The sequence below is a fragment of the Mesorhizobium sp. WSM3860 genome (assembly GCF_002294995.1).
GTDB lineage: Bacteria > Pseudomonadota > Alphaproteobacteria > Rhizobiales > Rhizobiaceae > Mesorhizobium.
In genome coordinates, this window is the sequence record NZ_NSGF01000038.1 from 1 (window position 1) to 25,553 (window position 25,553).

Here is a 25,553-nt window from a genome sequence, read left to right on the forward strand (position 1 = left end):
ATGGAAGAGAAGCTGCGCTTCGCCATCCGTGAAGGCGGCCGCACCGTCGGTGCCGGCATCGTCGTCACCATCAAAGAGTAATTGGACGAAACGGATCTGTCGCGGGCGCGGGGCTGCCCGCGCCGCGCCAGAACAAGGAATTGACGCATGAACGGACAGAATATCCGCATCCGCCTTAAGGCGTTTGACCACCGGGTGCTCGACGCCTCGACGCGCGAAATCGTGTCGACCGCCAAGCGCACCGGCGCCAACGTCCGCGGCCCCATTCCGCTGCCGACGCGGATCGAAAAGTTCACGGTGAACAGGTCGCCTCATGTCGACAAGAAGAGCCGCGAGCAGTTCGAGATGCGCACCCACAAGCGGCTGCTCGACATCGTCGATCCGACGCCGCAGACGGTCGACGCTCTGATGAAGCTCGATCTGGCCGCCGGTGTCGACGTCGAGATCAAGCTCTAAGGAACAAGAGGGCGGGGCGACCCGGAACTCTGAAGGAACAAGAGGCGTGGAGGGGCGTCAGCCCCGACAGGGAACTCTAAAGGAATTGAACCGATGCGTTCAGGTGTGATTGCAAAGAAGGTGGGAATGACCCGCATCTATAACGATGCCGGGGAACACGTTCCCGTCACCGTTCTCCAGATGGAGAACTGCCAGGTCGTGGCGCAGCGCACGCAGGAGAAGAACGGCTACACTGCCGTCCAGCTCGGCGTTGGCCTTGCCAAGGTGAAGAACACGTCGAAGGCGATGCGCGGCCATTTCGCTGCCGCCTCCGTCGAGCCGAAGGCGAAGCTCGCCGAGTTCCGCGTCTCCGCCGACAACATGATCGACGTCGGCGCCGAGATCACCGTCGAGCACTTCGTCGCCGGGCAGAAGGTCGATGTCACCGGCACTTCGACCGGCAAGGGTTTCCAGGGCGTGATCAAGCGGCACAACATGGGTGGCGGCCGCGCCACGCACGGTAACTCGGTCTCGCACCGCACGCACGGCTCGACCGGTCAGCGCCAGGACCCCGGCAAGGTGTTCAAGGGCAAGAAGATGGCCGGCCACATGGGCGACGTCCGCGTCACCACCCAGAATGTCGAGGTCGTCTCGACCGATGCCGACCGCGGCCTGATCCTGATCCGCGGCGCCGTCCCGGGAGTGAAGGGCGCCTGGATCCTGGTCCGCGACGCGGCCAAGGTTGCGCTGCCGGCCAACGCGCCGAAGCCTGCCGCGATCCGTGCCGCTGCCGCCAAGAACAATGCCCCGGCCAATGAGGGAGCGGAATAATGGACCTCAAGATCACAACCCTCGGCGGCAAGGACGCTGGCAAGGTAAAGCTCTCCGAGGAGATCTTCGGCCTTGACCCGCGTGAGGACATCCTGCAGCGCGTCGTGCGCTGGCAGCTGGCCAAGAAGCAGCAGGGCACGCACAAGGCCAAGGGCCGCGCCGAGATCGCGCGCACCGGCGCCAAGATGTACAAGCAGAAGGGTACGGGCCGCGCCCGTCACCATTCGGCTCGCGCTCCGCAGTTCCGCGGCGGTGGCAAGGCGCACGGGCCGGTCGTGCGCAGCCATGAGCACGAGCTGCCGAAGAAGGTACGCGCGCTGGGCCTGAAGCACGCTCTCTCGGCCAAGGCCAAGAGCGCTTCGCTGATCATCGTCGACGACCTGAAGCTGGCCGAAGCCAAGACCAAGGCGCTGGTGGCGAGCCTCGAGACGCTCGGGCTCACCAATGCCTTGGTGATCGGCGGCGCCGAGCTTGACCAGAACTTCAAGCTGGCGGCGACCAACATTCCAAACATCGACGTGCTGCCGATCCAGGGCATCAACGTCTACGACATTCTGCGCCGCGGCACGCTGGTCCTTTCGAAGGCCGCCGTCGAGGCTCTCGAGGAGCGCTTCAAATGACCGACCTCCGTCACTACGACGTGATCGTCTCGCCGGCGATTACCGAAAAGTCGACCATGGCTTCCGAGCAGAACCAGGTCGTCTTCAATGTCGCCAAGAAGGCGTCGAAGCCGGAAATCAAGGCCGCCGTGGAAGCTCTCTTCGGGGTCAAGGTTACGGCTGTGAACACGCTCGTCCGCAAGGGCAAGATCAAGCGCTTCCGCGGCACGGTTGGCCGCCAGGGCGACGTCAAGAAGGCGGTTGTGACGCTGGCCGACGGCCAGTCGATCGACGTCGCGACGGGTCTCTGAGCAAGGCCGCGAGGACAGGACAATGGCACTCAAGAAATTCAACCCGGTAACGCCGAGCACCCGCCAGCTGGTCATCGTCGACCGCTCGGGCCTCTACAAGGGCAAGCCCGTCAAGGGTCTGACCGAAGGCCTGACCAAGTCGGGCGGCCGCAACAATTACGGCCGCATCACGGCCCGCTTCATCGGCGGCGGTCACAAGCGGTCGTACCGCATCATCGACTTCAAGCGTAAGAAGTACGACGTCGTCGGCACGGTCGAGCGCATCGAATACGATCCGAACCGCACCGCCTTCATCGCGCTGATCAAGTATGATGACGGCGAGCTGTCCTACATCCTGGCGCCGCAGCGTCTGGCTGCCGGCGACAAGATCGTGGCCGGCGAAGCGGTCGACGTGAAGCCGGGCAACGCGATGCCGCTGGCCTCGATGCCGGTCGGCACGATCGTCCACAACATCGAGCTAAAGCCGGGCAAGGGCGGCCAGGTCGCCCGTTCGGCGGGCGGCTACGCCCAGCTCGTCGGCCGTGACCAGGGCATGGCGATCCTGCGCCTCAACTCGGGCGAGCAGCGCGTCGTGCACGGCTCCTGCATGGCCACCGTCGGCGCCGTGTCGAACCCCGACCACGGCAACATCAACGACGGCAAGGCCGGCCGCACGGTGTGGCGCGGCAAGCGCCCGCACAATCGCGGCGTGGCCATGAACCCGGTCGATCATCCGCACGGTGGTGGCGAAGGCCGCACCTCGGGTGGCCGTCACCCGGTTTCGCCCTGGGGCAAGCCGACCAAGGGCAAGAAGACGCGGTCCAACAAGGCGACCGACAAGTTCATCGTGCGCTCGCGCCATCAGCGCAAGAGCTAAGAAGAGGTAACGCCAAGTGACTCGTTCGATTTGGAAAGGCCCCTTCATCGACGGCTACCTTCTCAAGAAGGTGGACAAGGTTCGTGAAGGCGGTCGCAATGAGGTGATCAAGATGTGGAGCCGTCGCTCCACCATCCTGCCGCAGTTCGTCGGCTTCACCTTCGGTGTCTACAACGGCCAGAAGCACGTTCCCGTCTCCGTGAACGAGGACATGGTCGGCCACAAGTTCGGTGAATTCGCTCCGACCCGGACCTATTACGGTCATGGCGCGGATAAGAAGGCGAAGAGGAAATAATCATGGGCAAGGCCAAAGCTCCGCGCAGGCTTGCTGACAACGAGGCGCGCGCCGTTCTGCGCACCATCCGTATCAGCCCGCAGAAGCTGAACCTGGTTGCCGCGCTGATCCGCGGCAAGAAGGTCGCGACAGCGCTTTCCGACCTCGAATTCTCGGCCAAGCGGATTTCCGGCACGGTCAAGAAGACGCTGGAGTCGGCGATCGCCAACGCGGAAAACAACCACGACCTCGATGTCGACGCACTGATCGTATCGGAAGCCTATGTCGGCAAGTCGATCGTCATGAAGCGTTTCCACGCGCGTGGCCGTGGTCGCGCCAGCCGCATCGAAAAGCCGTTCTCGCACCTCACGATCGTCGTTCGTGAAGTCGAGGAAAAAGGGGAGGCCGCATAATGGGCCAGAAAGTCAATCCGATCGGGCTGCGTCTCGGCATCAACCGCACCTGGGATTCGCGCTGGTTTGCGAACACCGGCGAGTATGGCCAGCTGCTGCATGAAGACATCAAGATCCGCAAGTATCTTGAGAAGGAACTCAAGCAGGCCGCGATCTCCAAGGTCGTGATCGAGCGTCCGCACAAGAAGTGCCGCGTCACCATCCATGCCGCGCGTCCAGGCCTGATCATCGGCAAGAAGGGCGCCGACATCGAGAAGCTCCGCAGGAAGCTGATGGAGATGACGAAGTCGGAGACGCACCTCAACATCGTCGAAGTGCGCAAGCCGGAAATCGACGCCACGCTGGTCGCCCAGTCGATCGCCCAGCAGCTCGAGCGCCGCATCGCGTTCCGCCGCGCAATGAAGCGCGCCGTTCAGTCGGCCATGCGTCTCGGCGCCGAAGGCATCCGCATCAACTGCTCCGGCCGTCTCGGCGGCGCTGAAATCGCGCGCATGGAATGGTACCGCGAAGGCCGGGTGCCGCTGCACACGCTGCGCGCCGATGTCGACTACGGCACGGCCGAGGCGAACACGGCTTACGGCATCTGCGGCGTCAAGGTGTGGGTGTTCAAGGGCGAGATCCTCGAGCATGACCCGATGGCGTCGGAGCGTCGCGCCACGGAAGGCGATCACGGCGGTCAGACCGGCGAGCGTGAGCGCGGTCGCCGTCGCGAGAACGCCTGAGAAATTTGAGAATTTGGAGTTAGAACGATGCTGCAGCCAAAGCGCACAAAGTTCCGCAAGCAGTTCAAGGGCCGTATCCACGGTACCGCCAAGGGCGGCACCAATCTGGATTTCGGCGGTTTCGGGCTGAAGGCGCTTGAGCCGAACCGCGTCACCGCGCGCGAGATCGAGGCGGCCCGCCGCGCGATCACCCGCGAGATGAAGCGCGCCGGCCGCGTCTGGATCCGGGTGTTCCCGGATCTGCCGGTCACCTCGAAGCCGACCGAAGTGCGCATGGGTAAGGGCAAGGGCGCCGTCGACTATTGGGCGGCCCGCGTCAAGCCTGGCCGCATCATGTTCGAGATCGACGGCGTCAGCGAGGAGACCGCGCGTGAGGCGCTGCGCCTCGGCGCCGCCAAGCTCTCGGTGAAGACGCGCTTCGTGCAGCGCATCGCAGAATAAGGACGGGCTGAACCATGAAAGCCGAAGACATCCGGACCAAGACCCAGGATCAGCTGGCCGACGACCTGGCCGCCCTCAAGAAGGAGCAGTTCAACCTGCGCTTCCAGAGGGCCACCGGCCAGCTCGAGAAGACCGCACGCGTGAAGCAGGTCCGCAGGGACATCGCGCGCATCAAGACCATCGCCGCGGAAAAAGCCGCGGCCAAGAAGGGTTAAGGACGAGAACCATGCCAAAGCGCATCCTGCAGGGCACCGTCGTCAGCGACAAGAACGAGAAGACGGTCGTCGTCAAGGTCGAGCGGCGCTTCACGCATCCCGTGATGAAGAAGACCGTGCGCCTGACCAAGAAGTACAAGGCGCATGACGAGAACAACGCCCACAAGGTCGGCGACCAGGTGTTCATCCAGGAATCGAAGCCGATCTCCAAGGACAAGCGCTGGGTCGTCATCACCGCGGATCAGGCTTGATCCGGGCGAACGAAACGAATTTTGGACAGACCGGGGAGGGGTGAAAGCCCGTCCCGTTAGAAAAGAAGAAGGCGGCCAGTCATGATTCAGATGCAAACAAACCTCGACGTCGCGGACAATTCCGGCGCCCGTCGTGTCATGTGCATCAAGGTGCTGGGCGGTTCGAAGCGGAAGTATGCCTCCGTCGGCGACATCATCGTGGTGTCGATCAAGGAAGCCATCCCGCGCGGCCGCGTTAAGAAGGGCGACGTGATGAAGGCGGTCGTGGTTCGCACGGCCAAGGACATCCGCCGCCCGGACGGCAGCGTGATCCGTTTCGACAAGAACGCGGCCGTTCTCGTCGACAACAAGAAAGAGCCGATCGGCACGCGTATCTTCGGGCCGGTTCCGCGCGAGCTTCGCGCCAAGAACCACATGAAGATCATCTCGCTCGCGCCTGAAGTGCTGTAAGGAGCCGGACCAATGCAAAAGATCAGAAAAGGTGACAAGGTTGTCGTGCTTGCCGGCAAGGACAAGGGCCGTTCGGGCGAAGTCCTGTCGGTGCAGCCGAAGGAAGACACCGCGCTCGTGCGCGGCGTGAACTTGATTCGCCGTCACCAGAAGCAGACCCAGTCCCAAGAGGGCGGGATCATCACCAAGGAAGCGCCGATCCACCTGTCGAACATCGCGCTGGCCGACCCTAAGGACGGCAAGCCGACCCGCGTCGGCTTCGCCATCCAGAAGGACGGCAAGAAGGTGCGCGTCGCCAAGCGTTCGGGAGAAGTCATCAATGGCTAAGGCTGAAACCAAGCAGGCAGCTGCCAAGAACGAGCCGCGCCTCAAGAAGGTCTACAACGAGACCATCCGCAAGGCGCTGCAGGAGCAGTTCGGCTACGACAACGACATGCAAGTTCCGCGCCTGGACAAGATCGTGCTGAACATGGGCGTCGGCGAAGCGACCGGCGATTCGAAGAAGCCCTCGGTCGCGGCCGAGGATCTCGCGCTGATCGCCGGCCAGAAGGCCGTCGTCACCCGCGCCCGCAACTCGATCGCGGGCTTCAAGGTGCGCGAGAACATGCCGATCGGCGCCAAGGTCACGCTGCGCAAGGAACGCATGTACGAGTTCCTCGACCGCCTCGTGAACATCGCGCTGCCGCGCGTTCGCGACTTCCGCGGACTGAACCCGAAGAGCTTTGACGGCCGTGGCAACTACGCTATGGGCATCAAGGAGCACATTGTGTTCCCGGAGATCAATTACGACAAGGTTGATCAGGTCTGGGGCATGGACGTCATCGTTTGTACGACGGCGAAGACGGATGACGAGGCCAGGGCGCTGCTCAAGGCCTTCAACTTTCCCTTCCGCCAGTAACGGCAGCGAAAAAGGAAAAATCTGAAATGGCAAAGACCAGCTCAGTCGAGAAGAACAACCGGCGCCGTAAGCTTGCCGGTCAGTACGCCGCCAAGCGCAAGGCGCTCAAGGACATCGTCATGGATCAGTCCAAGCCGATGGAAGAGCGTTTCCGCGCCCAGTTGAAGCTTTCGGCGCTGCCGCGCAACTCGGCCAAGATCCGCATCCGCAACCGCTGCGAAGTGACGGGGCGTCCGCGCGCCTACTATCGCAAGCTCAAGCTTTCGCGTATCGCGCTTCGCGATCTGGGCAACAACGGCCAGATCCCGGGCCTGGTCAAGTCGAGCTGGTAAGGAGACACTGAGATGTCATTGAGCGATCCTCTCGGCGATATGCTGACCCGCATCCGCAACGCCTATGGCCGCAAGAAGTCGAGCGTCTCGACGCCGGCCTCGCGTCTGCGCGCCCGCGTCCTCGAAGTGCTGAAGTCGGAAGGCTACATCCGCGACTACAGCCAGACCGACTTCGAGAACGGCAAGTCGGAAATCGAGATCGAGCTGAAGTATTTCGATGGTGCTCCGGTCGTGCGCGAAATCGAGCGCGTCTCGAAGCCCGGCCGCCGCGTCTATGTCTCGGCCAAGTCGATCCCGCATGTCGCCAACGGCCTCGGCATCGCCATCCTTTCGACGCCGAAGGGCGTCATGGCTGACCACGAAGCGCGCGAGCAGAATGTCGGCGGCGAGATCCTCTGTCAGATCTTCTAAGGGTGAATGGTCAATGGTGAATAGTGAATGGTGAAACTGCACGGAACTCTGGCCGCGCCATTCACCATTTCACCATTCACCATTCACAGCAGTTAAGGAAAGAAGGAGACAACAATGTCTCGTATCGGAAAGAAACCCGTTTCGCTGCCGCAGGGCGTCTCTGCGACCGTCAACGGCCAGACCGTGACGGCCAAGGGCCCCAAGGGTGAGCTGAAGTTCGTGGTCAACGACGAAGTGCTGGTCAAGATGGAAGGCGCCGAGATCTCGGTCGAGCCGCGCGACCAGACCAAGACCGCCCGCGCCAAGTGGGGCATGTCGCGCACGCAGATCGTCAACATCCTGCAGGGCGTCAAGGACGGTTTCGAGAGGAAGCTCGAGATCACCGGCGTCGGCTATCGTGCAGCAATGCAGGGCAAGAACCTGCAACTGGCGCTCGGCTTCAGCCACGACGTGGTCTATGAGACGCCGCAGGGCATCACGATCTCCGTGCCGAAGCCGACCGAAATCACGATCTCCGGCATCGACAAGCAGCAGGTCGGCCAGGTCGCGGCCGAGATCCGCGAGTATCGCGGCCCCGAACCGTACAAGGGGAAGGGCGTGCGCTATGCCGACGAGCGGATTGTCCGCAAGGAAGGCAAGAAGAAGTAAGAGTTTTGAACGCCGCGGGGCGCGACCGCGGGAGGCTTGGCCTACCGCACACGGTTGCCCCCGTTTTCTGAAGGCAAGGAACAGACACTATGGCAAGCCCCAAAGAAACCACCCAGCGCCGTGCGCAGCGCGTGCGCCGCCAGCTCAAGAAGGTCGCCGGCGAGCGGCCGCGCCTTTCGGTGCACCGCACCTCGAAGCACATCTATGTCCAGGTCATCGACGACGCGAAGGGCCACACGCTGGCCGCAGCCTCGACCCTGGAAAAGGACCTCAAAGGCTCGTTGAAGACCGGCGCCGACAGCGCCGCTGCCGCCGCCGTCGGCAAGCTGATCGCCGAGCGCGCGTCGAAGGCCGGCGTCAAGGAGGTCGTCTTCGACCGTGGCGCGTACATCTATCACGGCCGCGTCAAGGCGCTGGCCGAGGCTGCCCGCGAGGGCGGTCTGAGCTTCTAATGCATGATCCCGAAAAGTTGCAGACTTTTCGGACAAGATCATGCAAAGGAGAAATTCACCGCCGGCGTCCCATAAGAGGCGCCGGCATTTCAGCAACCCGTGCTTCCGGAAAAGAACAAGGAACAGGATATGGCACAGGAACGTAGGGAAGGCGGCCGCGGCCGCGAGCGTGAGCGCGAAGAGCGTGACGACGGCATGGTGGACAAGCTTGTCCACATCAACCGTGTCGCCAAGGTGGTGAAGGGCGGCCGTCGCTTCGGCTTTGCCGCGCTCGTCGTCGTCGGCGACCAGAAGGGCCGCGTCGGCTTCGGCCACGGCAAGGCGCGAGAAGTGCCGGAGGCGATCCGCAAGGCGACCGAATCGGCCAAGCGCGACATGATCTTCGTGCCGCTGCGTTCGGGCCGCACGCTGCATCACGACGTCGAGGGCCGCTGGGGCGCCGGACGCGTTCTGCTGCGCGCCGCCAAGCAGGGTACCGGCATCATCGCGGGCGGCCCGATGCGCGCCGTCTTCGAGACGCTCGGCATGCACGATGTGGTCGCCAAGTCGATGGGTTCGTCGAACCCCTACAACATGGTTCGCGCCACCTTCGACGCGCTGAAGAGCCAGATGCATCCGAAGGATGTGGCTGCCGCGCGCGGCATCAAGTACTCGACCCTTCAGGCCCGCCGCGGCACCGCCGTCGCGGCTGAAGAATAGTCGACGCTGACGAGGGATTTCGACCATGGCCAAGAAAGCTACCAAGACTATCACCGTCGAGCAGATCGGTTCGCCGATCCGCCGGCCGAAGGAGCAGCGCGCGACGCTGGTCGGCCTCGGCCTCAATAAGATGCACAAGCGGCGCACGCTGGAAGACACCCCTTCGGTGCGCGGCATGATCGCCGCCGTCCAGCACCTCGTCCGCGTTGTGGACGAGGCCTGAACGGAAGCGCAGGAGAAGAAACATGAAACTCAACGATCTGCGTGACAAGGACGGCGCCACGCACTCCCGGAAGCGTCTCGGCCGCGGCATCGGCTCCGGCTCGGGCAAGACCGCCGGCCGCGGCGTCAAGGGCCAGAAGGCACGCTCTGGCGTTGCCATCAACGGCTTCGAGGGCGGCCAGATGCCGCTCTACCGGCGCTTGCCGAAGCGTGGCTTCAACAACCTGTTCGGCAAGAGCTTTACCGTCGTGTCGCTCGCCCGCATCCAGGCTGCTATCGACGCCAAGAAGCTCGACGCCAAGGCGACCGTGACGGCCGAGGCCCTGATCGCCGCCGGCGTCATCCGCCGCGCCAAGGACGGCGTGCGTGTCCTTTCCGACGGCGAGCTCAAGGCCAAGCTCTCCTTCGACGTCGCCGGCGCCTCCAAGGCGGCGATCGAGAAGATCGAGAAGGCCGGCGGTTCGGTGAAGCTGCCGGAAGCGGCCGCCGCCGAGTAACGGCGATTTGAAGCGCGGCCGGCGGGAATGACTTCGTTTTTTGCCGGCGAGCCGCGTTTCGGTCTGATCAATTGGGCGGCCGCGTCAACGCGGCCGCTTGCATGTTTACGGTCCGGAGCTTATCTCGTGAGCTTCGGTGACACGCGCCGCCTGAGCTGCGGGCATCGAGCGTGACCTAGCGGAGAATCAGGCATGGCTTCGGCTGCTGAACAACTAGCCTCCAATCTCAATTTTGCGGCCTTCGCCAAGGCCGAGGATCTGAAGAGGCGCATCTGGTTCACCATCGGCGCGCTGCTCGTCTACCGCCTCGGCACCTACATCCCGCTTCCCGGCATCAACCCCGACGCTTTCGCGCAGGCCTTCTCCTCGCAGAGCAAGGGCGTGCTCGGCATGTTCAACATGTTTGCCGGCGGCGCCGTGCAGCGCATGGCGATCTTCGCGCTCGGCATCATGCCCTACATCTCCGCCTCCATCATCATGCAGCTGATGACCTCGGTCATCCCGTCGCTGGAAGCGCTGAAGAAGGAAGGCGAGCAAGGCCGCAAGATCATCAACCAGTACACGCGTTACGGCACGGTGCTGCTTGCGCTGGTGCAGGCCTACGGCATTTCGGTCGGACTCGAGGGCGGCAACGGTATCGTCACCGATCCCGGCATGTTCTTCCGCATCTCGACCGTCGTCACGCTGGTCGGCGGCACCATGTTCCTGATGTGGCTCGGCGAGCAGATCACCGCGCGCGGCATCGGCAACGGCATTTCACTGATCATCTTCTCGGGCATCGTCGCCGGTCTGCCGCACGCCATTTCCGGCACGCTGGAACTCGGCCGCACCGGCGCGCTGTCCACGAGCCTCATTCTGGCGATCATCGTGCTCGCCGTTGTCGTCATCGGCGTCATCGTCTTCTTCGAGCGCGCCCAGCGCCGCCTGCTCATCCAGTATCCTAAGCGCCAGGTCGGCAACCGCATGTTCCAGGGCGACACCTCGCACCTGCCGCTGAAGCTCAACACCTCGGGCGTCATCCCGCCGATCTTCGCGTCCTCGCTGCTGCTTCTGCCGGCAACCGTCGCCGGCTTCTCGCAGACGACCAATCTGCCTGCCTGGGCGAGCACGGTTCTTGCGGCGCTTGGCCACGGACAGCCGCTCTACATGGCATTCTACGCGGCGATGATCATTTTCTTCGCCTTCTTCTACACGGCGATCGTCTTCAACCCGAAGGACACGGCCGACCAGCTCAAGAAGCATTCCGGCTTCATCCCGGGCTATAGGCCGGGGGAGCGGACCGCGGAGTATATCGACTATGTTCTGACGCGTATCACCGTCATCGGCGCCATCTACCTGGTGCTGGTGTGTCTCCTGCCTGAGTTCCTGATTTCGGCGACTGGCGTACCTTTCTACCTCGGTGGCACATCGCTTCTGATCGTGGTCAGTGTCACGCTCGACACGGTGGCGCAGATTCAGGGTCACCTGATCGCGCACCAGTATGAGGGCCTGATCAAGAAGTCGAAGTTGCGCGGGGGGAAGAGGAGCAGATGAGGCTGATATTGCTTGGGCCGCCAGGGGCGGGCAAGGGGACGCAAGCACAGAGACTGGTAGAAAAACACGGCATACCCCAGCTTTCCACGGGTGACATGCTGCGTGCCGCCGTTCAGGCCGGAACCGAGGTCGGCAAGCGGGCCAAGGCGGTGATGGACGCCGGCGAGCTGGTATCCGACGCGATCGTCAACGCGATCGTTGCCGAGCGAATCGACCAACCCGATTGCGCCAGGGGCTTCATCCTCGACGGATACCCGCGCACGCTGGTGCAGGCCGATGCCGTCGAAGCCATGCTTGCCGAGCGCAACATTGCGCTCGACAGCGTCATCGAGCTCGTCGTTGACGACAAGGCGCTTGTCGGGAGGATCGTCAAGCGGGCCGAGGATGCCAAGGCCGCCGGCCAGCCGGTGCGCAAGGACGACAACCCGGCGGTGTTCGAGGAACGGCTGCGCGAATATTACAAAAAGACGGCGCCGCTTACCGGCTATTATTACGCCAAAGGCAGGTTGAGGACCGTCGACGGCATGGCCAGCATCGACGCGGTGACCGCGGAGATCGAGAAGGTGCTCACGGCGCCGGTGAACTAGGCCGCTCCGACAAGCCAAGATTGTGCTTGACTGGAAGCAGCCATTGGGGTATGGCGGCCCGTCTTCCTGTCAGGCACGAAGTTTGCTTGCCCGCAAGGGCAGGGCAATCGTTTTGGAACCAGGAAACTCCCGCAAGGGCCGGCCTCCACCGGACGCGGGGCAACTTAGACAGCGCCGGCTCGTCCGGCCCAAATGGAGATGAGAGAACATGGCTCGTATAGCCGGCGTCAACATTCCGACCAACAAGCGCGTCGTCATTGCGCTTCAGTACATTCACGGCATCGGCAAGAAGTTTGCCCAGGAGATCGTCGACAAGGTCGGCATCCCGGCAGACCGCCGCGTCAACCAGCTGACCGACGCGGAAGTGCTGCAGATCCGCGAGACGATCGACCGCGACTACCAGGTCGAAGGCGACCTGCGCCGCGAAGTCTCGATGAACATCAAGCGGCTCATGGACCTCGGCTGCTACCGCGGCCTGCGTCACCGCCGCTCGCTGCCGGTCCGCGGCCAGCGCACGCATACCAATGCACGCACCCGCAAGGGCCCGGCCAAGGCGATCGCCGGCAAGAAGAAGTAATTGGTGAATGGCCAATGGTGAATGGTGAATGGCGCTTTGACCATTCGCCATTTCACCATTCACCATTCACTTCGAAGGTGGAGCCGCTGGCGTTACGGCGGTGTAGAGATCAACTGAAAGGACTACCATGGCCAAGGAAGCCGCTCGTGTTCGCCGTCGCGAACGCAAGAACATCTCGTCGGGCGTTGCCCACGTTAATTCGACCTTCAACAACACGATGATCACCATCACCGACGCGCAGGGCAATTCGATCGCCTGGTCGTCGGCCGGCGCCCAGGGCTTCAAGGGTTCGCGCAAGTCGACCCCGTTCGCCGCCCAGATGGCTGCCGAGGACGTTGCCAAGAAAGCCCAGGAACACGGCATGCGCATGCTCGAGGTCGAGGTCTGCGGCCCCGGCTCCGGCCGCGAATCGGCGCTGCGCGCCCTGCAGGCAGCCGGCTTCACCATCACCTCGATCCGCGACGTGACGCCGATCCCGCACAATGGCTGCCGCCCGCGCAAGAAGCGCCGCGTCTAATATTTGGACGCCGCGTGAGCGCCAAGGCGCTCCTCCGCGGCAATTCCAGGCTGCCCGCCACGATTGGATGGTGGCGGGTCAAAGGAAGGAAGACACCATGATCCAGAAAAACTGGCAGGAACTGATCAAGCCGAACAAGATCGAGTTCTCGTCGAAGAAGAAGACGCTGACCACGCTGGTCGCCGAGCCGCTCGAGCGCGGCTTCGGCCTCACGCTCGGCAACGCGCTGCGGCGCGTGCTTCTGTCTTCGCTGCGCGGCGCAGCCGTCACCGCCGTGCAGATCGACGGCGTGCTGCATGAGTTCTCGTCCATCGCCGGCGTGCGCGAGGACGTGACCGACATCGTGCTCAACATCAAGGAAATCGCCATCCGCATGGAAGGCGATGGTCCGAAGCGCATGGTCGTGCGCAAGCAGGGCCCGGGCGCCGTGCTTGCCGGTGACATCCAGACTGTCGGCGACGTCGAGATTCTCAACCCCGACCACGTGATCTGCACGCTGGACGAGGGCGCGGAGATCCGCATGGAGTTCACCGTCGACACCGGCAAGGGCTATGTGCCGGCTGAGCGCAACCGCGCCGAGGATGCGCCGATCGGTCTCATCCCGGTCGACAGCCTCTACTCGCCGGTCAAGAAGGTCTCTTACAAGGTCGAGAACACCCGCGAGGGCCAGGTTCTCGACTATGACAAGCTGACCATGACCATCGAGACCGACGGTTCGATCTCGGGTGAGGACGCGGTGGCTTTCGCGGCCCGCATCCTGCAAGACCAGCTCAGCCTGTTCGTCAACTTCGACGAGCCGCAGAAGGAGGTCGCCACCGAGGCCGTCACCGAGCTCGCCTTCAACCCGGCGCTGCTCAAGAAGGTCGACGAACTCGAGCTTTCGGTGCGTTCGGCCAACTGCCTGAAGAACGACAACATCGTCTATATCGGCGACCTCATCCAGAAGACCGAAGCCGAGATGCTGCGCACCCCGAACTTCGGTCGCAAGTCGCTGAACGAGATCAAGGAAGTGCTGGCGGCCATGGGCCTGCATCTCGGCATGGAAGTGCCGGACTGGCCGCCGGAAAACATCGAAGACCTCGCAAAACGTTACGAAGACCAATATTGAGCATGAATTCCAAGGATCGGCGGCTTGAGCCGCTCGATCCGACGGTCATGCGGAAAACCATCAGAGGCCGTGGCCTCTTGAACAAATGAAGAAGGAAAGAGCCATGCGCCACGGTTTTAAAGGCCGTCGCTTCGCCCGCAGCGTAAGCCACCGCAAGTCGATGTTCGCCAACCTCGCCGTGTCTCTGATCGAGCACGAGCAGATCGTCACCACCCTGCCGAAGGCGAAGGACCTGCGTCCGATCGTCGAGAAGCTGGTGACGCTCGGCAAGCGCGGCGACCTGCACGCCCGTCGCCAGGTCATCGCACAGATCGGCAATGAGGGCGTCGTCAAGCGCCTGTTCGAGACACTCGCTCCGCGCTACGCCAACCGCAACGGCGGCTACCTGCGCATCATGAAGGCGGGCTTCCGCAAGGGCGACAACGCTGCCATGGCGGTTATCGAGTTCGTCGACCGCGACACCTCGGCCAAGGGCGCCGCCGACCGCGCCCGCCTCGAGGCCGAAGGCGGCGACGAGGAAGCTGCGGCCGCATAAGGCCAGCGTTTTCAGCGAATGAATTCAAAGGGGCCTTCGGGCCCCTTTTTTGGTTCTGAGACCACCGAGCAGAGCGAGCGGATTTTCGTTCTCGTGCTCACGCTTTTGCGCGACAAGCATCGTATTTCCGTGCATTAGCCTTTCATTCTGCACAATCGTCGGGACAATGGCGCCTGATCTGGAGGATTCGGAATGCACCTCAAACGGCTGTTTCTTATTGCGGTTTGCACGCTTGCCGCTTTCGCCGCCGCTCCTAGCGTCAGACAGGCATTCGCGGAAGATGCCGCCAAGCCGGCCGACCCTGGCCTCTCCGACGTGCTGACCGATCTCTTGCATGGCGTCGAGGGCGAGAACTCCACCTCCGGGCCTGACAAGCGCGTTCCGTTCGGCCGCGAGGAAGTGCAGCTTTCCTTTGCGCCGCTGGTCAAGCAGACGGCGCCGGCCGTGGTCAATGTCTATGCCTCGCAGACCGCCAAGGTGACTTCGCCGTTCGAGGGCGACCCCTTCTTCGAGGAGTTCTTCGGCCGTGCGCAGCCGCGCGCGCAATCCTCGCTCGGCTCCGGCGTGCTGGTCGATCCGAGCGGCGTCATCGTCACCAACTACCATGTCATCAAGGATGCCGACGAGGTGAAGGTGGCGACGGCCGACGGGCGGGAGTTCAACTCAAAGGTCATGCTCAAGGACGAGACGCTCGATCTCGCCGTGCTCAAGATCTCGGCCGACAAGCCGTTCCCGGTGATAGCCATCGGCGATTCCGACGCGCTCGAGGTCGGCGACCTGGTGCTCGCCATCGGCAATCCTTTCGGCGTCGGCCAGACCACCACCAGCGGCATCGTTTCGGCGCTTGCCCGCAGCCACATCGGCGTTTCCGACTCCGGCTACTTCATCCAGACCGATGCCGCCATCAATCCCGGCAATTCCGGCGGCGCACTGATCAACATGGGCGGCCAGCTGGTCGGCATCAACACCGCGATCTACAGCCGCAGCGGCGGCTCGATCGGTATCGGTTTCGCCATTCCGTCGAACATGGTCAGGGCTTTCGCCGACGCCGCCAAGGCCGGCCTGGATTTCTTCGAGCGACCCTATATCGGCGCCGAGTTTGAAGCCGTGACACCGCAGATCGCGGAATCGCTCGGCATGGAAAAGCCGACCGGCGCGCTGGTCTCGTCGGTCGATGCCGCTGGACCGGCCGGCAAGGCGGGGCTCAAGCCCGGCGACGTCGTACTGTCGCTCAACAATACGCCGGTCGAAAGCATCGAGGCGCTGGATTACCGCATGGCGACGCTGTCGATCGGCACCAAGGCGACCTTCGCCGTACTGAGCAAGGGCCAGCAGGCAACGTTTGAGATTGCGCTGGAGCGCGCGCCGGAAGGCGCGAAGCCGAGCGAGGTCACGCTGCATGGCCGCAGTCCGTTCGCCGGCGCCAAGGTGGCAGAGCTTTCGCCGCGCCTTGCCCAGCGTCTCGGGCTGCGCACCGACCTGAAGGGGGTGACCGTGGTCGACATCAACCGCGATTCACCGGCCGCCGATTTCGGCTTCCAGCCGGGCGACATCGTGCGCGAAGTGAACGGCACGAGCATCGATAAGGCGGCGACGCTGGCACAGATTGCCCAGCAGGACACGCGGTGGTGGCGCTTTACCGTCGAACGCGGTGGGCAGATACTGCGCCAGGTGTTGCGTTACTGAGCAGGCTCTGGAAAAGGGGCCGCGTTCCAACCAAATAAAAGTGCATGGCCGATCTGTTCAGCGTCGATGAACCGGAGAAGGCGCCGCCCGGCCGGCCGCTGGCTGACCGCTTGCGCCCGAAGAACCTTGGCGAGGTCGTCGGCCAGGAGCACCTGACCGACCCCGATGGGGCGCTGACGCGGCTGATCAATTCCGGCACGCTCGGCTCAATGATCTTCTGGGGCCCGCCCGGCACCGGCAAGACGACGGTGGCACGGTTGCTCGCCGGCGAAACCTACCTTGTCTTCGAGCAGATATCGGCGGTGTTTTCCGGCGTCGCCGACCTGAAGAAAGTGTTCGAGGCAGCAAAACTGCGCCGGACCAATGGCCGTCAGACACTGCTTTTCGTCGACGAGATCCATCGTTTCAACCGCGCCCAGCAGGACGGTTTTTTGCCGGTCATGGAAGACGGCACCGTGGTGCTGGTCGGCGCCACGACGGAGAACCCATCCTTCGAGCTGAACGCGGCGCTTCTGTCCCGTGCGCGGGTCCTCGTCTTCCGCTCGCTGGACGAGGAGAGCATCGCCAAGCTGCTGGAGCGGGCCGAGTCGACCGAGGGCAGGGCGCTGCCGCTCGACGACGAGGCGCGGGCCATGCTGATCCGCATGAGCGATGGCGACGGCCGCGCCTCGCTGACGCTCGCCGAGGAAGTCTGGCGCGCCGCCAAGCCGGGCGAGGTGTTTGGGCCCGAAGGCCTGCAGCGCGTCATCCAGCGTCGCGCGCCGATCTACGACAAGGGCCAGGACGGCCATTACAACCTGATCTCGGCGCTGCATAAATCGGTGCGCGGCTCGGATCCGGACGCCGCGCTGTATTACCTCGCCCGCATGTTCGATGCCGGTGAGGATCCGCTCTATCTCGGCCGCCGGCTGGTGCGCATGGCGGTGGAAGATATCGGCCTTGCCGATCCGCAGGCGCTGGTCGTCGCCAATGCCGCGAAGGACGCCTACGACTATCTGGGCTCGCCCGAGGGCGAACTCGCCTTCGCCGAGGCCACCGTCTATCTCGCCACCGCGCCCAAGTCGAACGCCGTCTACACCGCCTTCAAGGCAGCGACTCAGGCGGCCAAGGAATTCGGCTCGCTGCTGCCGCCCAAGCACATCCTCAACGCGCCGACCAAGCTGATGAAGCAAGAGGATTACGGCGCCGGCTACCGCTACGACCACGACGAGCCGGATGCCTTTTCCGGCCAGGACTATTTTCCGGAAAAGATGGGCCGCCGCGCTTTCTACGATCCGCCCGAGCGCGGCTTCGAGCGCGAGGTCAAGAAGCGGCTGGAATACTGGGCAAAGCTGCGCAAAGAGCGGGAATAGCGGCCTCCGCGGCTCGGCGGGCCGGGCGCTTCGCGGCGAGGCTTCGTCGGCATGACATCAAGTCGAAATGCTGGCGCGATCGTGAGCGGGCAAACCTGTTCCAGATTGTGCCGCGTCCTGAAAAATCCTATTAAGGCGCACGGCTGGCGAGGGTCGCCGTGATTTGGCCCATGCGGAACAGGATCGCGCTTCCGCGCGAAAGACTATGACAAAGCAAACCCGTAAGACTCTTCGTCAGGCTGCCATCGCAGTCCCGCTTCTCGCGCTTGGCTTTTATTTTGTCCCGATCCTAACGACGATCTGGGTCGTTTGCGGTCTGATCGACGTGATGCGCAATGCAAACCGGGATCTGTCCTTGTTCCGCGGCTATTTCCTCGGCAACGGCATCTTCACCTGGCTGCTGTCACCGTTCAACCTTTTGGTCGACCTGCTTTGCTATCGGAACCCGGGCGTATGGAAGCTGGAGCAGTTCCCCCCAGACTATCAGCGCGAGGTCAACGAGGTTCTCGACGTCTTCAAGGCTCGCAAGGACGAGATCATCGCCGATATCGACGCCAATTTCGGCACCGGTCGGCGCGGCATGTATGTCTATCAGTGGTATGGCAAGCACAAGATCGATAACGTTGCGGAATTCAACAAAGACTTCAAATACATCAAGACCATCGCCGTCTCAGTCTTCAGAGGCAAGGAATCGACTTCCTGGCATTTCGGGCCGCTGCGGCTCAGCCTGCGCATCCTCTACAATCTGTTGCCGGTCAAGGCTGAGATTTTCGTCGAGTGCAACGGCGCCAGGAACTACTGGCACGACAACCCGCTTTACATTTTCGACGACACGCTGCTGCACCGTTCGGTGAATGAATATGACGGACGCCGCTATTGCGTGTTCATGGACATCATCCGTCCATCGCCATTCCCCGGCCTCATCGCCGGTCTTCTCGCCATCGTCTCGGTCAGCGTCGAGCGCATCAATTCTATGTTCTACAAGAACTGGAAGATGATCGGCTCGTCCAAGGCCAAGAAGGCCGCCGCAAACTGAAGCGTCCGCGCCCGCGGCTCCGCAACGCTCTTTGGCGCGATCTTTGTCCGTTGTTGGGTCTTTGGCTCGCAACCGCTCTGCCTTAGTGCTATGGCGCCGCTTTCAAACGGAAAAGCGTAACCATGGCAGGTGTCGAACAAATCACGGTGGAGGCTGGCGAAGCGGGCATGCGGCTCGACCGCTGGTTCAAGGTCCATTATCCGGGCCTCGGTTTCGGTCACCTGCAAAAGCTCTTGCGCTCGGGCCAGGTGCGTGTCGATGGCGGCCGGGCGAAGGCCGACACGCGCGTCGAGCCCGGGCAGACCGTGCGCATTCCGCCACTCGACGTCGACAAGAAGGGCGACGCCGCGCTCACCGGCCATTCGATCCGCAACCAGGGCGATGCCGATGTGCTGGCCAAGATGCTGCTGCACGAGGACCCAAAGGTCTTCGTCTTCAACAAGCCGGCGGGCCTGGCCGTCCAGGGCGGCTCAGGCGTCACGCGCAACGTCGACGACATGCTGGAGGCCTGGCGCAACCAGAAGGGCGAGAAGCCGCGCCTCGTCCACCGCCTCGACCGTGACACTTCCGGCGTGTTGGTCGTGGCCCGCACCCGCCTTGCCGCGATGAAGCTGTCGGAAGCGTTCCGGGCGCGCGAGACGAAGAAAACCTATTGGGCCTTGGTCAAGGGCGTGCCGCCGAAGCGCGAGGACAAGATCTCGACCTGGCTGGTCAAGGAGCCGACGCCGGACGGCGACCGCGTGCGCATCGCCAAGCATGGCGAGAAGGGCGCCGACCATGCCGTTTCCTACTACCGCGTCGTCGAGCAGGCGGCGCAGTCGCTGTCCTGGCTGGAAATGGAACCCTATACCGGCCGCACCCACCAGCTTCGAGTCCATGCAGCCCATATCGGCTCCCCGATCATCGGCGACCCGAAATATTTCGAGGCCGACACCAATTGGGAGTTTCCCGGCGGCATCCAGAACCGCCTTCATCTTCACGCGCGCCGCATCGTCATCCCGCATCCAGACCAGGGCATCATCGATGTTACCGCGCCAATGCCGCCGCACATGCGCCAGAGCTGGAACCTGCTCGGCTTCGATGAGCAGAGCGCGGGGGACGACAATTGAGCGGTGCTGCCGATACATTCGGCCGGCGCGACGCGGTCGACATGACTGCGGCCGCCATGATGGTCGGGCTGACGCTGTCCTGGGGCCTGAACTACGTCGCCGCCAAGGTCTCCTATGCCGGCTACGATCCGGTGTTCGTCTCGATTGCGCGCTCGATCGTTGGCGGGCTCTGCGTTCTCGGCTGGTGCCGGTTGCGCGGCATCAAGCTGTTTGAAGCGGATGGGACGCTGACCGCGGGTATTGTCGTCGGCGTGCTCTTCGGCGTCGAGTTCCTGTTTCTCTATATCGGACTGGAATACACGACCGTCGCCCGCAACACGCTCTTGGTCAACACCATGCCGTTCTGGGTCCTGATCGGCGGCCATTTTTTGCTCGGCGAGCGCATCAACGCGCGCAAGCTCGGAGGCCTTGTGCTTGCCTTCTGCGGCCTTCTGGCCGTGTTCTCCGACGGCATCTTCCGCGGCAATGACGCAACGCTGACGGGCGATCTGCTCAGTCTTGGCTCGGGCATTCTGTGGGCGTCGACCAGCATCGTCATCAAGCGATCGAAGCTGGTCGAGACCAGCGCGGAGAAGCTTCTGCTTTATCAACTGGCGGGCGCTGCCGTCGTCGGCGCCCTTGTGATGCCGTTCGCCGGCCCGCCGATCCGCGAAATCGCTGCATTGCCGACATTGGCATTGATGTTCCAGTCTTTCTATATTGTCGCGTTCACCTATGTTTTGTGGTTCTGGCTGCTCACGCGCTATCCGGCGGCAGGCCTGTCCAGCTTCGCCTTCCTGTCGCCGGTGTTCGGCGTTCTGTGCGGCGCCGTGCTTTTGGGCGAGCCGCTGACGATCAGGATTTTCCTGGCGCTCGGCCTGATCGCGGCCGGGCTGATCATCGTCAATCGGCCCTCCCGCAAGCAGGTCCCAGCGTAAGGAGTTCGAGATGCGCGACATCCTCAACGACCTCGAAGCGGGAAAGCAGCTTTCAGATCCCGATCCGGTGCGCCGCGCCCAGATCCAGATGAAGACGCCGCTGCCGAAGCGTTTCTACAAGGCGGTTTCGGTCGTGCCGGCCGAAAGCGGTTTTGCCGTCCATCTGGATGGCAAGCCGGTCCGCACGCCGGGAAAGGCGCCGCTGATTTTGCCGACCGAAAGAGCGGCGGCTTTGGTCGCTGACGAATTTTCCGCCCAGCGCGAGGTCATCGACCCTGTGACCATGCCGGTGATGCGCCTAGCCAACACGGCGATCGACGGTGTGGCCAGCGACCCGCAAGCGGTGCTGGAGGATGTCCTGCGTTTCGCGTCGTCGGACCTGCTCTGCTACCGCGCCGATGGCCCGCAAGGACTGGTCGATCGGCAAAACAGGCTCTGGGATCCGGTCCTCGACTGGGCGATGGCCAGCCTTGGCGCGCGCTTCAACCTTGCCGAAGGGGTCATCCATGTCGAGCAGCCGCGCGAGACGATCGCCGTCCTCGGCGCTCATCTTGCCCAGCGCGCCGAGCCGATGCGTCTGGCCGCGATCCATGTCATGACCTCGCTGACCGGCTCGGCGCTGCTGGCGCTTGCCGTCGACTTCGGCGAGCTCGACGGCGAGGAGGCCTGGGCCGCCGGCCATGTCGACGAGGACTGGCAGATCGAGCACTGGGGCCAGGATGCCGAAGCCGTCGCGCGCCGCTCCGCCCGCAAGCGCGACATGATGGCGGCAGTCAGCCTGCTTGAGGCGCTGAAAGCCTGAGCTTCGCTTTCGCATTGCATCTAATACGAAAGTCATAATCCCATCGTCGCGGTGCCTTTCGGGGGCGCTTTCTGCCATTTTTTCCCTCGTTGGCAGCGTTTTTTGAGTCCGCGTTCGGAGGAATTGCGGAAGGTGGCGCGCAGCCATCGAGGACAGACGGGATCCACGGGAGGATTATCAATGGCAATGGCATCGACTGCCGGCGGAAGAAGCCGCGGCATGACGCGGGAGGAAAAGAAGGTCATCTTCGCCTCCTCGCTCGGCACCGTTTTCGAATGGTATGATTTCTATCTTTACGGTTCGCTGGCCGCCTTCATCGGCGCGACCTTCTTCAGCCCGACGATCCCCGAGGCGACTCGCAACATCTTTGCGCTGCTGGCCTTCGCCGCCGGCTTCCTCGTCCGTCCCTTCGGCGCGCTTGTGTTCGGCCGCATCGGCGACCTCGTCGGCCGCAAATACACCTTCCTCGTCACCATGACGATCATGGGCCTGTCGACCTTCCTGGTCGGCCTGCTCCCCGGCTATGCCAGCTGGGGCATCGCGGCACCGGTGATCCTTATCGGGCTGCGCATGCTGCAGGGGCTGGCGCTGGGCGGCGAATATGGCGGTGCCGCGACCTATGTCGCCGAGCACGCGCCGGACGACCGCCGCGGCTTCTACACCTCCTGGATCCAGACGACGGCAACGCTCGGCCTGTTCCTGTCGCTGATCGTCATCCTGATCGTCCAGGGATCGCTCAGCAAGGAAACCTACGCTGCCTGGGGCTGGCGCATTCCCTTCATCGTCTCCTTCCTGCTGCTTGCCATCTCGATCTGGATCCGGCTGTCGCTTTCGGAGTCGCCGACCTTCCAGCGCATGAAGGAGGAGGGCAAGGGCTCCAAGGCGCCGCTGTCGGAAGCCTTCGGCCAGTGGAAGAACGCCAAGATCGCGCTTCTGGCGCTGCTCGGCCTCACCGCAGGCCAGGCCGTGATCTGGTACAACGGCCAGTTCTACGCGCTGTTCTTCCTGCAGAACGTGCTGAAGGTCGACGCGTGGTCGGTCAACGTCATGATCGCGATCGCGCTTGCCGTCGGCTCGATCTTCTTCGTCGTGTTCGGCTGGCTGTCCGACAAGATCGGCCGCAAGCCGATCATCATGGCTGGCCTTGCTCTGGGAATCGTCTGCACGTTCCCGCTGTTCAAGGCGCTGACCTGGGCCGCCAATCCGGCGCTGGCCACCGCACAGCAGAACACGCGCGCAACGGTGACCGCGGCACCCGGCGACTGCAGGTTCCAGTTCAATCCGGTCGGCACGGCGAAGTTCACGACCTCCTGCGATATCGCGACCTCGTTCCTGACCAAGAACTCGGTGCCTTACGACGTCGTTTCGACGGCAGCACCTGGCACGGCCGCCACGGTCAAGATCGGCAACGAGACGGTGCAATCCTATGACGCCGTCGTCGCCGGTGACCAAGCCAAGGCCAAGGACGCCGCCTTCCAGAAGGCAGTCAACATGTCGCTGCAGGATGGCGGTTATCCGCTGAAGCGCGCCGCGGCCAAAGTGCCGGACCAGAAGCTCGACGCCTTTGTCGCAGCCAATCCGGAACTGAAGCTCGATGCCGCGGCGATCCGCGGCGGCGAGAAGACGACCGTTGAGACCGACAAGGCGGTCGCCGACAAGCTGCTGACCAAGGAGGAAGCGGCCGGCGCGCCCGAGGTCACCGTCTACAACATCCCGGGCGGTGGTCCCTTTGCCATGGTCGCCGATCCGGCGGCGGTGAATTGGCCGGTGACAATCGGCATCCTGTTCATCCTGGTCGTGTTCGTGACCATGGTCTACGGGCCGATCGCCGCGATCCTGGTCGAGATGTTCCCGACCCGCATCCGCTATACCGGCATGTCGCTGCCTTACCATATCGGCAACGGCTGGTTCGGCGGCCTGCTGCCGGCAACGGTGTTCGCACTCAGCGCCTATAAGGGCGACATCTATTACGGCCTCTGGTACCCGGTGGTGATCGCCGCGATGTCACTCATCATCGGCATGATCTTCGTCAGGGATACGCTGGGCACCGACCTCCACGCCAAGCAGTAGCCGATCCTCGGCAAATGAAGAGCCCGGCGCGAGCGATCGCGCCGGGCTTTTCTTGTGTCGGACTGGAAAGAATTGGTCAGCTCTTGCGCTGCTGGCTTTCTTCCTCGATTGCCGCCTCATGGTACCAGCCGTCGAAATCGGCGTGCGTATTGCGTAACGAGGCAAGCTCTGCCGCGAATTTGGCCTTTGCGCCTAAATTTGAGGCAGACGCCCGGCCTGCAAGCGGGAATATCAGGATCTTTGCCGACGGACGGGACGTGATGACTTCCATTGGCGGCCTCCTACTGCTTCAGGAGCAAATCGATTCCAATCTGTTCCCAAGATAGGTTCTGCGATTCATTTAGGCAATATGCCCACAAACAGATCACTCGTTGCTCAAGATTTATGCAGAAGGCGCGCCTGACCGATCGCCGCGCATTGCGGCGTAGGCTTAGCAAAATCAACGCTTTGCCATGACCATTTTGCCGCAGCCTGGACGGGCAGAGTGGCATACGAATTGCATTTTAGCGCCCGGCAGGCCGGCTCGCTCCGGCCATGCGTTGATGCCGCCACGGCGTCCAACCAACGAGAGGCACTGGAATGACCAAATACAAACTCGAGTACATCTGGCTCGACGGCTACACCCCGACCCCCAATCTGCGCGGCAAGACCCAGATCAAGGAGTTTGCCGAGTTCCCGACGCTCGAGCAGCTGCCGCTGTGGGGCTTCGACGGCTCTTCCACGAACCAGGCCGAAGGCCGCAGCTCCGACTGCGTGCTGAAGCCGGTGGCGCTCTATCCGGATCCGGCGCGCACCAACGGCGTTCTCGTCATGTGCGAAGTCATGATGCCCGATGGCGTCACCCCGCATGCATCGAACAGCCGCGCGACCATCCTCGACGACGAGGACGCCTGGTTCGGCTTCGAGCAGGAGTATTTCTTCTACAAGGATGGCCGCCCGCTCGGCTTCCCCGAGAGCGGCTATCCGGCGCCGCAGGGCCCGTACTACACCGGCGTCGGCTACAAGAATGTCGGCGATGTGGCGCGTCAGATCGTCGAGGAGCATCTCGACCTCTGCCTCGCCGCCGGCATCAACCATGAAGGCATCAACGCCGAAGTGGCCAAGGGCCAGTGGGAGTTCCAGATCTTCGGCAAGGGCTCCAAGAAGGCCGCCGACCAGATCTGGATGGCGCGCTACCTGCTGCTGCGCCTCACCGAAAAGTACGGCATCGACATCGAGTTCCACTGCAAGCCGCTTGGCGACACCGACTGGAACGGCTCGGGCATGCACTGCAACTTCTCGACCAAGTACATGCGCGAAGTCGGCGGCAAGGCCTATTTCGAGGCGCTGATGGCCCAGTTCGAAAAGAACCTGATGGATCACATCGCCGTCTATGGTCCGGACAACGACAAGCGCCTGACCGGCAAGCATGAGACCGCGCCGTGGAACAAGTTCAGCTACGGCGTTGCCGACCGCGGCGCCTCGATCCGCGTGCCGCACTCCTTCATCAAGAACGACTACAAGGGTTATCTGGAAGACCGCCGCCCGAACTCGCAGGGCGACCCCTACCAGATCGCCTCGCAGGTCCTGAAGACGATCTCGCAGGTCTCGACCGACGCGAAGGTCTCGGCTGCGGCGTGATGCTTTTACGGCGCGGGACCGCAGTCCGCGCCAGACCATCGAACATTAAAGCCCCGGCGAATGCCGGGGCTCAGACTGCTGACAAACCCCTGGCGTTTGCTGGGGGTTTTTGATTCACTGGGTCATGTTGAAGCGACCCGCCCCCGA

Annotated in this window: 37 protein-coding genes and 1 pseudogene; 36 read left to right on the plus strand and 2 right to left on the minus strand. The window is 63.1% G+C overall.

The genetic code is table 11. From position 1 onward, the window contains the following. The 34 genes and pseudogenes from CK220_RS31725 to CK220_RS30555 form a co-directional block, all read left to right on the plus strand. Nucleotides 1–81: pseudogene (locus CK220_RS31725) on the plus strand (elongation factor Tu); the annotation flags it as partial. A gap of 66 nt (nt 82–147) precedes the next feature. Then, on the plus strand, nt 148–456 hold the full coding sequence (gene rpsJ / locus CK220_RS30395) for a 30S ribosomal protein S10 (protein WP_006205468.1): 309 nt from the start codon (nt 148–150) through the stop codon (nt 454–456). 93 nt (nt 457–549) lie between these two features. Beyond that, entirely contained in the window at nt 550–1,266 is a 717-nt protein-coding gene (gene rplC / locus CK220_RS30400; protein ID WP_095815052.1) for a 50S ribosomal protein L3, read from the plus strand. Continuing rightward, a complete protein-coding gene (gene rplD, locus CK220_RS30405) occupies nt 1,266–1,886 on the plus strand; it encodes a 50S ribosomal protein L4 (RefSeq protein WP_095815053.1) in 621 nt (206 codons plus the stop codon). Before rplC ends, rplD begins: the two co-directional genes overlap by 1 nt. After that, nucleotides 1,883–2,176 (plus strand): 50S ribosomal protein L23, encoded by a 294-nt coding sequence (locus tag CK220_RS30410; protein WP_040983033.1) that lies wholly within the window; start codon nt 1,883–1,885, stop codon nt 2,174–2,176. The genes rplD and CK220_RS30410 overlap by 4 nt, the downstream gene beginning before the upstream one ends. Before the next feature lie 22 nt (nt 2,177–2,198). Next, on the plus strand, nt 2,199–3,032 hold the full coding sequence (rplB, locus tag CK220_RS30415) for a 50S ribosomal protein L2 (protein ID WP_040970375.1): 834 nt from the start codon (nt 2,199–2,201) through the stop codon (nt 3,030–3,032). A gap of 16 nt (nt 3,033–3,048) precedes the next feature. Beyond that, a complete protein-coding gene (gene rpsS, locus CK220_RS30420; RefSeq protein WP_006205463.1) occupies nt 3,049–3,327 on the plus strand; it encodes a 30S ribosomal protein S19 in 279 nt (92 codons plus the stop codon). 2 nt (nt 3,328–3,329) lie between these two features. Then, nucleotides 3,330–3,719, plus strand: coding sequence for a 50S ribosomal protein L22 (gene rplV, locus CK220_RS30425; RefSeq protein ID WP_066989594.1), 390 nt, complete (start codon nt 3,330–3,332; stop codon nt 3,717–3,719). Then, nucleotides 3,719–4,441, plus strand: a complete 723-nt coding sequence (rpsC, locus tag CK220_RS30430) for a 30S ribosomal protein S3 (protein ID WP_095815054.1) — start codon at nt 3,719–3,721, stop codon at nt 4,439–4,441. Before rplV ends, rpsC begins: the two co-directional genes overlap by 1 nt. A gap of 27 nt (nt 4,442–4,468) precedes the next feature. Then, a complete protein-coding gene (rplP, locus tag CK220_RS30435; RefSeq protein WP_027170364.1) occupies nt 4,469–4,882 on the plus strand; it encodes a 50S ribosomal protein L16 in 414 nt (137 codons plus the stop codon). Between the two features lie 14 nt (nt 4,883–4,896). Continuing rightward, a complete protein-coding gene (rpmC, locus tag CK220_RS30440) occupies nt 4,897–5,097 on the plus strand; it encodes a 50S ribosomal protein L29 (RefSeq protein WP_095815055.1) in 201 nt (66 codons plus the stop codon). Between the two features lie 11 nt (nt 5,098–5,108). Continuing rightward, a complete protein-coding gene (rpsQ, locus tag CK220_RS30445) occupies nt 5,109–5,348 on the plus strand; it encodes a 30S ribosomal protein S17 (RefSeq protein ID WP_040970380.1) in 240 nt (79 codons plus the stop codon). An 81-nt stretch (nt 5,349–5,429) separates the two neighbouring features. Then, complete coding sequence (gene rplN, locus CK220_RS30450; RefSeq protein ID WP_006205457.1) at nt 5,430–5,798, plus strand: 50S ribosomal protein L14; 369 nt, start codon at nt 5,430–5,432, stop codon at nt 5,796–5,798. 12 nt (nt 5,799–5,810) lie between these two features. Then, complete coding sequence (gene rplX, locus CK220_RS30455; protein ID WP_059188493.1) at nt 5,811–6,125, plus strand: 50S ribosomal protein L24; 315 nt, start codon at nt 5,811–5,813, stop codon at nt 6,123–6,125. Beyond that, nucleotides 6,118–6,696 carry a 50S ribosomal protein L5 gene (gene rplE, locus CK220_RS30460; protein WP_095815056.1) on the plus strand — a complete coding sequence of 193 codons (579 nt, stop codon included), beginning with the start codon at nt 6,118–6,120 and terminating at the stop codon, nt 6,694–6,696. Before rplX ends, rplE begins: the two co-directional genes overlap by 8 nt. 26 nt (nt 6,697–6,722) lie before the next feature. Beyond that, the gene (gene rpsN, locus CK220_RS30465; RefSeq protein ID WP_059188495.1) at nt 6,723–7,028 is read left to right on the plus strand and encodes a 30S ribosomal protein S14; all 306 of its coding nucleotides are present in this window, start codon (nt 6,723–6,725) and stop codon (nt 7,026–7,028) included. Between the two features lie 12 nt (nt 7,029–7,040). Continuing rightward, complete coding sequence (gene rpsH / locus CK220_RS30470) at nt 7,041–7,439, plus strand: 30S ribosomal protein S8 (RefSeq protein WP_066989600.1); 399 nt, start codon at nt 7,041–7,043, stop codon at nt 7,437–7,439. A 114-nt stretch (nt 7,440–7,553) separates the two neighbouring features. Continuing rightward, the gene (rplF, locus tag CK220_RS30475; protein ID WP_095815057.1) at nt 7,554–8,087 is read left to right on the plus strand and encodes a 50S ribosomal protein L6; all 534 of its coding nucleotides are present in this window, start codon (nt 7,554–7,556) and stop codon (nt 8,085–8,087) included. A gap of 89 nt (nt 8,088–8,176) precedes the next feature. Continuing rightward, a complete protein-coding gene (gene rplR, locus CK220_RS30480; protein WP_095815058.1) occupies nt 8,177–8,539 on the plus strand; it encodes a 50S ribosomal protein L18 in 363 nt (120 codons plus the stop codon). 129 nt (nt 8,540–8,668) lie between these two features. Further along, nucleotides 8,669–9,238, plus strand: a complete 570-nt coding sequence (gene rpsE / locus CK220_RS30485) for a 30S ribosomal protein S5 (RefSeq protein ID WP_027046810.1) — start codon at nt 8,669–8,671, stop codon at nt 9,236–9,238. Between the two features lie 25 nt (nt 9,239–9,263). Next, entirely contained in the window at nt 9,264–9,461 is a 198-nt protein-coding gene (gene rpmD / locus CK220_RS30490; RefSeq protein ID WP_027170355.1) for a 50S ribosomal protein L30, read from the plus strand. Nucleotides 9,462–9,483: 22 nt separating this feature from the next. Then, a complete protein-coding gene (rplO, locus tag CK220_RS30495) occupies nt 9,484–9,957 on the plus strand; it encodes a 50S ribosomal protein L15 (protein ID WP_095815059.1) in 474 nt (157 codons plus the stop codon). 192 nt (nt 9,958–10,149) lie between these two features. Beyond that, entirely contained in the window at nt 10,150–11,490 is a 1,341-nt protein-coding gene (gene secY, locus CK220_RS30500; protein WP_095815060.1) for a preprotein translocase subunit SecY, read from the plus strand. Further along, nucleotides 11,487–12,077, plus strand: a complete 591-nt coding sequence (locus tag CK220_RS30505; RefSeq protein WP_095815061.1) for an adenylate kinase — start codon at nt 11,487–11,489, stop codon at nt 12,075–12,077. The genes secY and CK220_RS30505 overlap by 4 nt, the downstream gene beginning before the upstream one ends. 208 nt (nt 12,078–12,285) lie before the next feature. Then, nucleotides 12,286–12,654 (plus strand): 30S ribosomal protein S13, encoded by a 369-nt coding sequence (rpsM, locus tag CK220_RS30510; RefSeq protein WP_027170351.1) that lies wholly within the window; start codon nt 12,286–12,288, stop codon nt 12,652–12,654. Nucleotides 12,655–12,781: 127 nt separating this feature from the next. Next, nucleotides 12,782–13,171, plus strand: a complete 390-nt coding sequence (gene rpsK, locus CK220_RS30515; protein ID WP_006205444.1) for a 30S ribosomal protein S11 — start codon at nt 12,782–12,784, stop codon at nt 13,169–13,171. Between the two features lie 97 nt (nt 13,172–13,268). Next, nucleotides 13,269–14,279 (plus strand): DNA-directed RNA polymerase subunit alpha, encoded by a 1,011-nt coding sequence (locus CK220_RS30520; RefSeq protein WP_059188661.1) that lies wholly within the window; start codon nt 13,269–13,271, stop codon nt 14,277–14,279. 103 nt (nt 14,280–14,382) lie between these two features. Beyond that, nucleotides 14,383–14,814: a 50S ribosomal protein L17 gene (gene rplQ, locus CK220_RS30525; protein WP_095815071.1), complete on the plus strand. Its 432-nt coding sequence runs from the start codon at nt 14,383–14,385 to the stop codon at nt 14,812–14,814. Nucleotides 14,815–15,006: 192 nt separating this feature from the next. Continuing rightward, the gene (locus CK220_RS30530; RefSeq protein ID WP_095815062.1) at nt 15,007–16,500 is read left to right on the plus strand and encodes a DegQ family serine endoprotease; all 1,494 of its coding nucleotides are present in this window, start codon (nt 15,007–15,009) and stop codon (nt 16,498–16,500) included. Between the two features lie 44 nt (nt 16,501–16,544). After that, entirely contained in the window at nt 16,545–17,852 is a 1,308-nt protein-coding gene (locus CK220_RS30535) for a replication-associated recombination protein A (protein ID WP_095815063.1), read from the plus strand. Nucleotides 17,853–18,057: 205 nt separating this feature from the next. Beyond that, on the plus strand, nt 18,058–18,888 hold the full coding sequence (locus CK220_RS30540; RefSeq protein WP_095815064.1) for an aspartyl/asparaginyl beta-hydroxylase domain-containing protein: 831 nt from the start codon (nt 18,058–18,060) through the stop codon (nt 18,886–18,888). 122 nt (nt 18,889–19,010) lie between these two features. Beyond that, entirely contained in the window at nt 19,011–19,997 is a 987-nt protein-coding gene (locus tag CK220_RS30545; RefSeq protein WP_095815065.1) for an RluA family pseudouridine synthase, read from the plus strand. Between the two features lie 41 nt (nt 19,998–20,038). Continuing rightward, the gene (locus CK220_RS30550; protein ID WP_176479267.1) at nt 20,039–20,914 is read left to right on the plus strand and encodes a DMT family transporter; all 876 of its coding nucleotides are present in this window, start codon (nt 20,039–20,041) and stop codon (nt 20,912–20,914) included. 10 nt (nt 20,915–20,924) lie between these two features. Continuing rightward, nucleotides 20,925–21,716 carry an ATP12 family chaperone protein gene (locus CK220_RS30555; RefSeq protein WP_095815067.1) on the plus strand — a complete coding sequence of 264 codons (792 nt, stop codon included), beginning with the start codon at nt 20,925–20,927 and terminating at the stop codon, nt 21,714–21,716. A gap of 32 nt (nt 21,717–21,748) precedes the next feature. Here CK220_RS30555 and CK220_RS32205 read toward each other — a convergent pair whose 3' ends face one another. Beyond that, on the minus strand, nt 21,749–21,961 hold the full coding sequence (locus CK220_RS32205) for a hypothetical protein (protein WP_176479266.1): 213 nt from the start codon (nt 21,959–21,961) through the stop codon (nt 21,749–21,751). Here CK220_RS32205 and CK220_RS30560 point away from each other — a divergent pair. Further along, on the plus strand, nt 21,897–23,786 hold the full coding sequence (locus CK220_RS30560; RefSeq protein ID WP_095815068.1) for an MFS transporter: 1,890 nt from the start codon (nt 21,897–21,899) through the stop codon (nt 23,784–23,786). The genes CK220_RS32205 and CK220_RS30560 overlap by 65 nt on opposite strands. A gap of 76 nt (nt 23,787–23,862) precedes the next feature. Here CK220_RS30560 and CK220_RS30565 read toward each other — a convergent pair whose 3' ends face one another. Continuing rightward, complete coding sequence (locus CK220_RS30565) at nt 23,863–24,057, minus strand: DUF2735 domain-containing protein (protein WP_095815069.1); 195 nt, start codon at nt 24,055–24,057, stop codon at nt 23,863–23,865. 308 nt (nt 24,058–24,365) lie between these two features. Between CK220_RS30565 and CK220_RS30570 the strand changes: the two genes are divergently transcribed. After that, nucleotides 24,366–25,406, plus strand: coding sequence for a glutamine synthetase beta-grasp domain-containing protein (locus CK220_RS30570; RefSeq protein ID WP_095815070.1), 1,041 nt, complete (start codon nt 24,366–24,368; stop codon nt 25,404–25,406). The last annotated feature ends 147 nt before the right edge of the window (nt 25,407–25,553 follow it).